Origin of the sequence: Nostoc punctiforme PCC 73102 (assembly GCF_000020025.1) — a bacterium.
GTDB classification, from domain to species: domain Bacteria; phylum Cyanobacteriota; class Cyanobacteriia; order Cyanobacteriales; family Nostocaceae; genus Nostoc; species Nostoc punctiforme.
Genome location: NC_010628.1, coordinates 3749974 through 3763934, shown reverse-complemented (window position 1 = coordinate 3763934; position 13961 = coordinate 3749974). Strand labels below are relative to the sequence as shown.

General features: G+C 42.3%; 1 protein-coding gene. It reads left to right on the top strand.

Annotated features, from left to right (window positions below; translation table 11 throughout):
- Window positions 1–43 precede the first annotated feature (43 nt).
- On the top strand, window positions 44–13891 hold the full coding sequence (locus NPUN_RS15380; RefSeq protein WP_012409515.1) for a non-ribosomal peptide synthase/polyketide synthase: 13848 nt from the start codon (window positions 44–46) through the stop codon (window positions 13889–13891).
- Window positions 13892–13961 lie beyond the last annotated feature (70 nt).

Here is a 13961-nt window from a genome sequence, read left to right as displayed (position 1 = left end):
TGAAACGATGCTGGAAATAGATTAATAAAGGATAGGAATAGCAATGGTAACTGTTGATAAAAAAAGCAAAGGTAAGAATATTGAATCCATATACCCTCTTTCGCCCATGCAACAGGGTATGCTATTCCATACTCTTTATGCCCCTGAAACAGGGGTTTATTTCCAGCAGTTAATTTGTACCCTCCGGGGAAATCTCAATATTGCAGCATTTGAACAAGCTTGGCAACGAGTATTAGAACGCCATCCGGTTTTGCGTACTGCTTTTGTTTGGGAAAACCCTAAGCAATCTTTCCAAGTAGTTTGTAAATTAGTTAATATACCTTGGTTTCATTATGATTGGACATCGCTATCTCCTAGCGAACAACAAGATGCACTAGAAGCTTTTGTGCAAGCAGACAGAGACAAAGGCTTTGAACTTAAACAAGTTCCCCTGATGCGTTGCACTTTGATTCAAATAGCAGATGATACATATACATTTATTTGGAGCCATCATCATCTGTTAATAGATGGTTGGTCTTTACCAACCATAGTCCAAGAAGTATTTGCTTTCTATGATGCTTTCAATAAAGGCGATAATTTATATTTAAAAACACCTCGTCCTTACGAAGATTATATTACTTGGCTAAAAAAGCAGGATGTTTCCCAAGCAGAATTATACTGGCGAGAAAAATTCCAAAATTTTACAGTCCCAACAGCTTTAACAGTAGAAATTCCATTAAGCAAGCGATGTCTACGACACACTACGCCTACGCAGCAGTCAAAATATACCACACAGCAAATCAAGATTACTCAGCCAGCAACCACAAACATCCAGACATTCGCCAAGCAACATAAACTAACGCTCAACAACCTCATCCAAGGAGCATGGGCGCTATTGCTCTCCCGTTACAGTGGGCAAACAGATATCGTCTTTGGAGCGACTGTTTCTGGTCGTCCACCAGAGCTACTGGGGGTAGAATCAATGGTAGGATTATTTATCAACACCTTGCCAGTGCGAATAACTATTCCCGAAGACGTGGAAGTATTACCTTGGCTCAAAGAATTACAAGCACAACAAGTAGAATCTGAGCAATACTCTTATACTCCACTAGTAGAAATTCAAGGTTGGAGCGAAATACCAGGGGGAATGCCTCTATTTGAGAGCATTGTGATATTTGAAAATTATCCAGTTGATGCTTCTGTGCAAGAAAAGATTGCTAACTTGGATATTTCTGATATTCGCTGTATAGAACAATCAAATTATCCTTTAACAATATTGGCTGTTCCCGGTTCGGAGTTATCCATCAGTATCAGTTATGACACTAACCGCTTTGAAGCCCCTACAATCGCCCGGATGCTGGGACACTTCCAAACACTACTCGAAAGCATCGCAGCTAACGCAAATCAGTACCCAAGCCAACTATCTCTGCTGACAAAAACTGAACAAAATCAAATACTTTTAGAGTGGAACAACACACAAACCAGCTATTTTCAAGAACAGTGTATCCATGAATTATTTGAATTACAAGTAGAGCGTAGCCCAGATGCGATCGCAATTGTATATGAAAACGAGCAACTTACTTACCAAGAATTAAACACAAAAGCCAATCAACTAGCCCACCACTTGCGAAGTTTGGGTGTAAGTGCAGATATCTTAGTCGGTATTTGTGTCGAACGTTCCATAGAAATGCTTATCGGCATCTTAGGAATTCTCAAAGCCGGAGGAGCTTACGTACCGCTTGACCCCAATTACCCCCAAGAACGACTCAGCTTTACCCTAGCAGATTCCCAAGTCAAAGTATTAATAACCCAACAGCAACTACTGCCAAATCTTCCCGAAAATCAAGCGCAAATTTTGTGCATCGATAGCGATTGGGACTTCATCGCTCAATCAAGTGCAAACAACCCTCCAAGACTTACCACACCAGACAACCTCGCTTACATCATTTACACCTCTGGCTCTACAGGTAAACCCAAAGGTGTCTTAATTAATCACGCCAATATTGTGCGGCTATTTACTGCTACAGAAGAATGGTTTCACTTCAATCAAGACGATATATGGACGCTGTTCCACTCCTTCGCCTTTGACTTTTCAGTGTGGGAAATTTGGGGAGCATTAATCAAAGGTGGGCGATTAGTAATTGTACCCTACTGGATAAGTCGTTCTCCGGCTGACTTCTATCAATTACTTTGCAAACAACAAGTAACAGTCTTAAATCAAACACCTTCAGCCTTCGGGCAGTTGATACAAACTGAGGAACTTATAAAGACATCAGAAAGTTTAGCTCTGCGATGGGTAATCTTTGGCGGCGAAGCATTAGAACTTCAAAGCTTAAAACCGTGGTTTGAGCGCCACGGAGACAAATTGCCGCAGTTGGTGAATATGTATGGAATTACCGAAACCACCGTTCATGTAACTTATCGTCCCATCACCATCGCAGATTTGAGCAGCAATGCTGGCAGTGTGATTGGTTGTCCTATCCCAGATTTACAGGTATATATCTTAGATCAAAATAGGCAATTACTGCCGATGGGCGTTCCTGGGGAAATGTACGTGGGGGGTGCAGGGTTAGCCCGTGGTTATCTCAATCGAGAAGAGTTGACATCGAAAGTATTTGTTGCCCACCCCTTTAATGATGACCCAAATGCCCGATTGTACAAAACTGGGGATTTAGCCAGATATCTTGGCAATGGTGACTTAGAATATCTCGGACGCATCGACAACCAGGTGAAAATTCGCGGTTTCCGCATCGAATTGGGAGAAATTGAAGCCGCAATTAGTCAACATCCCGATGTTCAAGCAACTGTAGTTCTAGCTAGAGTTGATAACCCTGGTGATAAACGCTTAGTTGCTTACTTGGTACTCAATCAACAGCTTGCTATCAGCGTCAATGAGCTGCGGCAATTCCTGGGTTCAAAGCTACCCCAGTACATGATTCCGGCAGCCTTTGTGTTTTTGGATGTCTTACCACTGACATCTAACGGCAAAGTAGACCGCAGTGGCTTAAAAGCACCAGAATCAGGGCGGGAACTGGAAAACAGGTTTGTAGCTCCCCGAACACCGATAGAACAGATGCTTAGTAAAATTTGGGCAGAGGTGCTAGGAGTAGAACAAATAGGGATTCATGATAACTTCTTTGAACTCGGTGGCGATTCTATCCTCAGTCTACAAATTATTGCCAGAGCCAATCTCGCCGGAGTTCATTTAAGTCCCAAGCAGTTGTTTGAACATCAGACAATTGCTCTGTTAGCAGCAGTGGCAGGTACAACCAGAAAAATCCAAGCACAACAAGGTTTAGTCACAGGACTTGTACCCCTAACACCGATTCAACACTGGTTTTTTGAGCAAAATCAGCCCGAACCCCATCACTATAATCAATCAGTCCTGCTCTCAGTACCATCAGACCTAAAACCAGAACTCTTAAAGCGGGTTTTACAGCAATTACTACTACACCATGATGCACTGCGCTTGCGGTTTACGCCAGAGAAAGAAGGCTGGCACCAAGTAAACGCAGATTTTGAGTCAACAGTGCCGTTGAGTGTGGTAGATTTATCCACAATGTCACCACAAGAGCAATTAGCCGCCCTAGAGGATGTTGGCGGCAAACTCCAAGCCCAACTCAACCTATGCACTGGGCCGATAATCCGAGCGGCATTATTTGATTTGGGCAACCAAGCTAACCGATTATTACTGACAATACATCACCTAGCTGTAGATGGTGTCTCTTGGCGGATTTTGTTAGATGATTTGCAAACAGGTTATCAACAGCTAATTCGTGGTGAAGCGATGCAGTTACCACTGAAAACGACATCATTTAAACATTGGGCGCAAAGGTTGAGCGAGTATGCCCAATCAGATGCACTCGCAGGTGAACTGACTTATTGGCTTAATCCATCCCGTCAACAAGTGCTACCGATACCAGTTGATTATGTCCAGGGTGATAATACTGCACTCTATGCTGCTACGGTATCAGTGTCATTGAATGCGCTAGAAACCCAAGCACTATTACAGGAAGTACCCAAGGCTTACAATACTCAAATCAATGATGTTCTGGTGACTGCTTTGGCGCTGGTTTTGAGTAACTGGACTGGCTCTAAATTATTGCTGTTCAACTTGGAAGGTCATGGGCGAGAAGAATTATTTGAAGATGTAGATTTATCACGCACTGTTGGTTGGTTTACAACGATTTTTCCTGTGTTATTAGAATTGGGAACTACTAAGGATTTAGGAAATGTCTTAAAGTCAGTTAAAGAGCAGTTGCGTGGTATTCCTAACAAAGGGATTGGTTATGGCTTAGTACATTATCTGCAAAAAGGCGCGGAAATTAGCTCTCGTTTGCAGACATATTCAACAGCACAGATTAGCTTCAACTATTTGGGTCAATTCGACCAAGTTGTGAATACAAGTGCTGGATTTGAATTAGATGATGAATCTGTGGGACACAGCCAAAGTTTGCACAGTCGGCGGGTTCACTTATTAGATATTGGTGGATTTATCTCTGAAGGTCAACTGCAAATAGATTGGACGTACAGCAGCAATATTCATCAACAGTCCACAATTGAAAACCTGGCAAATGAGTTTATTCAAGCGTTGCAAGCATTGATAGCTCATTGTTTATCTCCTGATGCTGGGGGTTATACTCCTAGCGATTTCCCTTTAGCCAAGCTGACTCAAACACAACTTGATGCACAATTGAGCAAAATCAAATATCAAAATCTGGAAGATATTTATCCGCTCTCACCAATGCAACAGGGGATGTTGTTTCACAGTCTATATGCGTCAGAGTCGAGAGCATATTTTGAGCAGTTAAACTTTACTGTGAAGGGTAACTTAGAAATACTCAGCTTTGAGCAAGCTTGGCAGCAGGTAATCGCTCAACATTCAGTTTTTCGCACTGGGTTTATTTGGGATAATCATCACCAGCCACTACAAGTTGTATATCGGCAAGTCGAATTGGCTTTGGAAATTAGCGACTGGCGTGAACTGTCTGCGATTGAACAGGAACAGCAACTTGAGATTTTTTTAGAATCTGAGCAAAGGCGGGGTTTTCAATTATCTCAAGCCCCATTGATGCGCCTAAATTTAATCCAATTAGATGCAGATATATATGAATTTATTTGGAGTCATCATCATTTACTTCTTGATGGCTGGTCTTTACCTTTAGTTTTCAAGGAAGTTTTCGAGTTTTATGAAGCTATTTGTCAAGGTAAAAATTTAGATTATCAACCGCCTGGTGATTATAAGAATTATATTGCTTGGTTACAAAAACAGAATTTAGCAAAAGCAAAGGTTTTCTGGCAGCAAAAACTGCAAGGCTTTAGCGCTCCAACGCCTTTGGTAGTAGATAAAACACTGAAAAAGCAGCAGCAATCTAGCTACAGCAAACAGGAGATTTATTTACCGGAGTTAGCAACAAATGCTCTTCAAGGTTTTGCCAGACAGCATCAATTAACGCTCAATAATATTGTGCAAGGAGCATGGGCGCTGCTGTTGTCTCGTTACAGTGGAGAGGCGGATGTGGTTTTTGGTGTGACTGTCTCTGGTCGTCCACCTGCTCTTATAGGAGTAGAGTCGATGGTGGGGCTGTTTATTAATACTTTGCCACTCCGTGTAGAAGTTCCCGAATCTGGGCAACTTCTGCCTTGGCTCAAAGATTTACAAGCGCAGCAAGTGGAGTCTGAGCAATATTCATATACTCCACTGGTAGAAATTCAAGGTTGGAGTGATGTACCACGAGGTATGCCTCTATTTGAGAGTATTGTTGTGTTTGAGAATTATCCTATTGATGCTTCTGTTCAACAACAAAATGCCTTTTTGGAGATTTCTGATATTCACGGCAGTGAACAAACGAATTATCCGTTAACGGTGTCGGCAGTTCCCGGTTCTCAGTTATCGGTGAACATTAGTTATGATACTAGTCGCTTTGAGGCAACCACAATTACCAGGATGCTAGGACATTTCCAAACTTTGCTTGAAGGAATTGTCGCAAAACCACAGCAGCACCTTTCTGAATTGTGTTTACTTACCGCTAATGAGCAACGGCAATTATTGTTTGAATGGAACAATACGCAAAAAGATTATCCCCAAGATAGGTGCTTTCATGAGTTATTTGAGCATCAAGTAAAGCTAACTCCCGATGCAGTAGCAGTAGTATTTGAAAACCAACAATTCACTTACCAACAATTAAATAGTCGAGCCAATCAATTAGCACATTATCTGCAAACTTTGGGTGTGGGCGCAGATATGCTGGTTGGTATTTGTGTGGAACGTTCTTTAGAGATGGTGTTAGGACTTTTGGGCATTCTCAAGGCTGGTGGGGCTTACGTCCCTCTTGACCCCAATTATCCCCAAGAGCGTCTGAGCTATATGTTGTCTGATTCTCAAGTATCTGTGCTGCTGACGCAACAGCGATTATTTGAGAAGCTACCCCAACATTCAGCACAGGTAGTTTGCTTAGATACTGACTGGAACTTAATCTCTCAAAAGAGTGAAGAGAATTCCATTAGTGGTGTGCAAGCTGGTAATTTGGCTTATGTGATTTACACTTCCGGCTCTACAGGTCAGCCTAAAGGAGTGCTAGTTCTTCATAAGGGATTACTAAATTTAGTTTTCTGGCATCAACGCACCTTTGAAGTTACTGCATCAGACCGAGCTACCCAACTAGCAGGAACAGCATTTGATGCTTCCGTGTGGGAATTATGGCCTTATCTAAGTGCAGGAGCCAGTATTTACCTAGTTAAGGCTGATATCCTTAGCTCACTTCACGGTTTACGGGATTGGTTGATTTGCCAGCAAATAACTATTAGTTTTGTACCGACACCGTTGGCAGAAGGTTTGTTAACCCTAGAATGGAATGATTGCGCTTTGCGAATGCTTTTAACTGGTGGAGATAGATTACATCATTATCCATCTGCTTTAATTCCCTTCCAGCTAGTCAATAATTACGGCCCGACTGAGAATACTGTGGTTACAACTTCTGGGCTGGTGGTTGCTAATGAACACCAAGATATTTTACCTTCCATTGGTCGTGCGATCGCAAACACCCAAGTCTATATCCTTGACCAATATCTGCAACCAGTGCCGATTGGTGTACCTGGGGAACTACACATCGGTGGTGATAGTCTGGCATTAGGCTACCTCAACCGTCCTGAGTTAACACAAGAGAAATTTATCCCCAATCCCTTTAACAATTCAAAATTCAAAATACCCTACGGGAACGCCAAGGGCGTACAAAATTCAAAATTATATAAAACTGGAGATTTAGCCTGTTATTTACCAGATGGGAATATCGAGTATCTAGGACGCATTGACAACCAAGTAAAAATCCGGGGCTTCCGCATTGAATTAGGCGAAGTTGAGACTACACTTAGCCAACATCCATCAATCTCACAGATAGCGGTACTTGTTCGAGAAGATATTCCAGGAGACACTTGTACTGAGCGAAGTCGAAGTAAACGTTTAGTTGCTTATCTTGTACTCAAACAAGACCATGTACTGACAGTTAGTTATCTAAGACAGTTCCTCAAAGAAACACTGCCTGAGTATATGATACCTGCGGCTTTTGTTTTCTTAGAAGCCTTACCTCTAACATCTAACGGCAAAGTAGACCAACGCGCTTTACCTGCTCCTGATTCACGTCAAGAATTGGAAGTTAGCTTTGTGGCTCCCCGCACACCCATTGAAAAGATGCTAGCGAGTATCTGGACAGATGTCTTGAGAGTCAAGCAAGTAGGTATCTATGATAACTTCTTTGAACTCGGTGGCGATTCCATCCTCAGTCTGCAAATTATTGCTAGAGCCAACCAAGCAGGATTGCAGCTAAATCCCAAGCAGCTGTTTGAAAATCCGACAATTGTCGAATTGATGGCAATCGCAGGCACAACGAAGAAAATCCAAGCAGAACAAGGTTTAGTAACTGGAGAATTACCACTAACACCGATTCAACATTGGGCTTTTGAGCAAAATCTGCATGAGCCGCATCACTATAATCAATCGGTGCTACTATCAATCCCATTTGACGTAAAACCAGAACTTTTAAAGGGTGTTTTACAGCAATTACTTCTACACCATGATGCCTTACGTCTGCGGTTTGTACGAGAGGGTAAAAGCTGGCAACAGTTTAACGCTGCTTTTGAGAAAACAGTACCTTTGAACATAGTTGATTTGTCAACCATGCTGTCAGAGGAGCAAAAAGAAGCTTTGGAGAATGCTGGCAATGAATTTCAAGCTAGCTTAAATCTTGTTGCTGGGCCATTGCTGCAAGCCGTACTCTTTCAATTTGGTAATGGTCAACCTAGCAAATTGCTCATGATTATCCATCACTTAGCGGTAGATGGTGTATCCTGGCGGATTTTATTAGAAGATTTGTTAAATGCTTATCACCAACTTAGCAGTGGTGAGGCGATTCAACTACCGTCTAAGACAACATCGTTTAAATATTGGGCGCAAAAGTTGAGTGAGTATGCACAATCAGACGCACTCAAAGATGAACTAACTTATTGGCTTAATCCATCCCGTAAACAAGTTCTGCCCATACCTGTAGACTATGAACAAGGTACTAACATTGTTGCAGATGCTACTACAGTGACGGTGTCGTTGACTACTGAAGAAACCCAGGCATTGTTACAAGAAGTACCAAAAGCCTACAATACTCAGATTAATGATGTTCTGCTGACTGCTTTAGTCCAGGTTTTGGGCAAATGGACTGGCTCCAACTTGCTGCTTGATTTAGAAGGTCATGGGCGGGAGGATATTTTTACCGATGTCGATTTATCACGCACTGTTGGTTGGTTTACAACGATTTTCCCAGTATTGTTAGAATTAAGCGTGAATGAAGATTTAGGGAATATCTTAAAGTCAATTAAAGAGCAGTTGCGGCAAATTCCAGACAAAGGAATTGGCTATGGCATACTACGTTATCTGCAACAAGATGCGGAAATTAGCTCTTGTTTGCAGACATATCCACCCGCACAAATTAGCTTCAACTATTTGGGTCAATTTGACCAAGCTTTGAGTAAATCTGCTGATTTCCAACTAACTACCGAGTCTCTCGGTGCAGTTCAAAGTTTAAATAATTTGCGGAGTCATCTGCTAGACATCAACGGCATCATCGTCCAGGGTCAATTGCAAATAGATTGGACTTATAGCAAAAATAGTCATCAATACGCCACTATAAAAAACCTAGCACAAGAGTTTATCGAAGTATTGCGATCGCTCATAGCTCATTGTTTATCTCCAGAGGTTGGCGGTTACACCCCTTCTGATTTTCCCCTAGCCAGACTCACTCAAGCACAACTTGATACCCAATTGAGCAAAACTACCGCTCGAAATCTGGAAGATATTTATCCCCTCTCACCGATGCAACAGGGGATGCTTTTCCACAGTGTGTATGAGCCGGAGTCAGGAGTTTATTTTCAGCAGTTGAGTTGTATATTAAAAGGCAACCTAGAAATACCAGCTTTTGAGCAAGCTTGGCAGCAAGTAATTAATAGACATTCAATTTTCCGCACTGGGTTCATTTGGGAAAATCATCACCAGCCCTTGCAATTAGTCTACCGTCAAGTCAAACTACCTCTAGAAATTGATGACTGGCGTGCATTGTCTAGTAGCGAACAGCAAGAGAAACTAGACATCTTCCTAAAATCTGAGCAACAGCATAGCTTTAAACTCTCACTCGCCCCATTAATGTGCCTAAATCTCATCCAATTAGACGCAGCTGCATATCAATTCATTTGGAGTTATCATCATCTACTACTCGATGGTTGGTCTTTACCTTTGGTTCTCAAAGAAGTTTTCGATTATTATGAAGCCATTTGTCAAGGCAAAAATTTACGCCACGAACCTAGTTCACCTTATAGAAACTACATCGCCTGGTTACAGAAACAGGACTTAGGGCAAGCAGAAATATACTGGCAACAAAAGCTCCAAGGCTTTACTGCTCCAACTTCTCTAATGGTGGATAAATCATTAATAGGCCAGGAGCAACACTCAAGTTACAGTGAACAAGAAATTTATTTACCACAAACAGTAACAAATGCCCTTGAATCTTTCGCTAGGCGACATCAATTAACACTAAACAACCTCGTTCAGGGAGCATGGGCAGTGTTGCTTTCCCGTTATAGTGGGGAAGCAGATGTGGTATTTGGTGCTACTGTTTCCGGTCGTCCACCAACCCTTGTGGGTGTGGAGTCAATGGTGGGACTGTTTATTAATACCCTGCCAGTGAGAGTAATTATTTCTGAAAACGAGGAACTGTTACCTTGGCTCAAGGATTTGCAAGCACAGCAGGTAGAGTGTGAGCAATACTCATATACGCCGCTAGTAGAAATTCAGAACTGGAGTGAAATTCCGCGAGGAATGTCATTGTTTGAAAGCCTTGTCGTGTTTGAGAACTATCCAGTTGATGCTTCTGTGCAAGAACAGAATGGCAGCCTGGAAGTCTCTGGTGTTCGCGGTATGGAACAAACCAATTATCCTCTGACAGTGTTAGCTATTCCCGGTCAAGAATTAACTGTCAAGATGAGTTACGATACAAGTCGCTTTGAAGCAGCAACAATTAGCAGGATGCTGGGACACTTCCAGACTTTGCTCGAAGGATTTGTAACCAACCAAAATCAGCAGCTACGGGAATTATCCTTACTCACACCAGATGAGCAGCAGCAATTATTAATTGAATGGAATACCACACAAACAGACTACCCGCAAAATCTCTGCATTCATGAATTGTTTGCAGTCCAAGTAAAACGCACCCCCGATGCTGTAGCAATAGTATTTGAAAACCAACAACTCACCTACACCGAGTTAAATCATCGTGCCAATCAATTAGCACATTATCTGCAAAGTCTGGGAGTCAAACCAGATGTTTTAGTAGGTATTTGTGTCAAACGCTCCCTAGAAATGGTGGTGGGACTATTGGGGATTCTCAAAGCAGGTGGGGCTTATGTCGCTCTTGACCCAGATTATCCCCAAGAGCGTCTAGGCTACACATTAAGAGATTCCCAGCTTTCGGTACTACTAACGCAAGAACAACTAGTTGACAAACTTCCAGAACATCAAGCACAGGTAGTTTGCTTAGATGAAAATTGGCAAGAATTAGCAAAATTCCCCACAACCAACTTGCAAAGTTTTGTTCAACCGACAAACCTCGCTTATGTCCTCTATACTTCTGGCTCTACAGGCAGACCAAAAGGCGTAGCTATCGAACACAAAAGCCCAGTTGCTTTAATAAGTTGGGCTAAAGAAGTATTTACCCCACAACAGCTTGCTGGTGTTTTGGCTTCTACCTCTATTTGTTTTGACCTATCTGTTTTCGAGTTATTTGTGCCTTTATCCTGGGGTGGGAAAGTTATCTTGGCTGAGAATGCCTTACATCTACCTACTTTACCTGCTGCTGAACAGGTGACGTTAATTAACACAGTTCCTTCTGCAATTAGTGAGTTAATCCGCGTTAATGGCATACCTGCTGGGGTAAGTACAGTTAACTTGGCTGGTGAACCTCTACAAAATCAACTCGTCCAACAGATTTATCAACAAGAAACTGTCAAATATGTTTTCAATCTTTATGGTCCTTCGGAAGATACAACTTACTCGACCTTTGCATTGATTCCCCAAGGGGCGACTGTTGCACCATCCATTGGTCGTCCGATTTCTAATACCCAAGCTTACATCCTCGACCAAAATCTCCAACCAGTGCCAATTGGTGTGCCTGGAGAGTTGCATCTTGGGGGTGCTGGTTTAGCACAAGGCTATCTGAATCGTCCAGATTTAACACAAGAGAGATTTATCAATTCAAAATTCAAAATACCCTACGGGAACGCCAAGGTCGTACAAAATTCAAAATTAGAATCAGAGCGCTTGTATAAAACTGGGGATTTAGCGCGATATTTACCTGATGGAAATATTGAGTATTTGGGACGGATAGACAACCAAGTAAAAATTCGCGGTTTCCGTATTGAGTTGGGAGAGATAGAAACTGTTCTCAACGAAAATCCGGCTGTATTCCAAGCAGTAGTTATTGCTAGGGAAGATGACCCTGGTGTCAAACGCTTAGTGGCTTATCTTGTACTTAAACAAGAGCAAACCCCCACAGTGACAGAACTGCGGCAATTCCTCACCTCAAAGCTGCCTGATTATATGATACCTGCGGCTTTTGTGTTCTTGGCAGCTTTGCCTATGACACCCAACGGTAAAATCGACCGTCGTGCCTTACCTATACCAGAGTCGCGCTCGGAACTAGAAGTGAGTTTTGTAGCGGCGACTACATCTATTGAACAAAAATTAGCACTGATTTGGGCTGAGGTTCTGCGATCGCAGCAGGTAGGAATTCATGATAACTTTTTTGAATTGGGTGGTGATTCTATCCTTAGTCTGCAAATTATTGCTCGTGCAAATCAAGCCGGATTGCAACTGAGTCCTAAGCAGTTGTTTGAGCATCAGACAATTGCTCAGTTAGCAAAAGTGGTAGGCACAACTAAAAAAATCCAAGCTCAACAAGATTTAGTTACAGGAATTGTGCCGTTAACGCCGATTCAACATTGGTTCTTTGCTCAAAATCAGCCCCAACCCCATCATTACAACCAATCAGTGCTGCTATCAGTTCCATCAGACCTTGACGTGGAACTTTTAAGACGGGTTTTGCAGCAGTTACTTCTACACCATGATGCTTTACGCTTGCGCTTTGTGCTGGATGCTGTTATCTGGAAACAATTTAACGCGGCTTTTGAAGAAACAGTGGCTTTGAGTGTGGTTGATTTATCCACTCTCTCGCCACAGGAACAACCAGCTGCTTTGGAGAATGCTGGTAGTGAATTTCAAGCGAGTCTGAGTTTATCCACTGGCCCGTTGATGCGAGCAGTATTATTTACTCTTGGTGATAATCAGCCGAGTCGGTTGTTGCTGGTGATTCATCACTTGGCGGTGGATGGTGTTTCTTGGCGAATTTTATTGGATGATTTGCAAACTGGCTACCAGCAGTTGATTCGCGCTGAGGTGATTCAATTACCTCCTAAGACTACATCCTTTCAATATTGGTCTTTACAACTTACTAAATATGCTCAATCAGCCGCACTCAGTAGCGAAATCAACTACTGGTTAGCTGAATCAGCCACAAACATTACTCCTTTACCAGTAGATTATCCCCCAACCAAAGAAACCAACACCATAGCTTCATCTGCTTATGTGTCATTGTCTTTGAGTAGTGAAGAGACGGATACACTGTTACAGGAAGTACCTGCTGTTTACAACACCCAAATTAATGATGTGCTGCTAACCGCCTTAATGCAGAGCTTTACCCAGTGGACTGGTTCTGACTCCTTATTAGTTGACCTTGAAGGACATGGACGAGAAGAACTATTTGAAGACGTGGATTTGTCACGGACTGTAGGCTGGTTTACAACTTTGTTCCCTGTTCACTTAAAATTAGGAGATGAGACAAATCCAGGCGAGGCGCTGAAATTAGTCAAAGAGCAATTACGCCGCTTGCCGATGCGAGGTATTGGTTATGGAGTCTTACGCTATCTGAGCCAAGATGCAGAGCAACTAGAGCATTTGCCCAAAGCAGAAGTGAGTTTCAACTACTTAGGGCAGTTTAACCGAGAATCATCAGCGATCGCTACTTGGGAATTTGCTCAAGAATCTGGAGGAACAGAACATAGTCTCCAAGAATATCGCAATTATTTATTACAGGTAAGCGGATTGGTAATGAATGGCGAACTACAAATAAATTGGGAGTATAGCGAGAAAGTTCATCAACGCAGTACAGTTGAGCGTTTAGCTAGACAGTTTATGGAAGCTTTACGAACTTTAATTCAACATTGCCAGTTACCCAATGTTGGCGGATTTACACCTTCAGACTTTCCCAAAGCTGGGTTAAGTCAAGAAGATATTGACGATATATTGGCAGACATTAATTAAACAAAATAAGGGACTGGTAAAAAAAATAACGGTGTATTGAGTTTTGTTCAAAAAAAAAGTAGGAGTCCAT

Coding starts and splice junctions, on each gene's coding strand:
- NPUN_RS15380 (WP_012409515.1), top strand. CDS start 44: ATGGTAACTGTTGATAAAAAAAGCAAAGGTAAGAATATTGAATCCATA.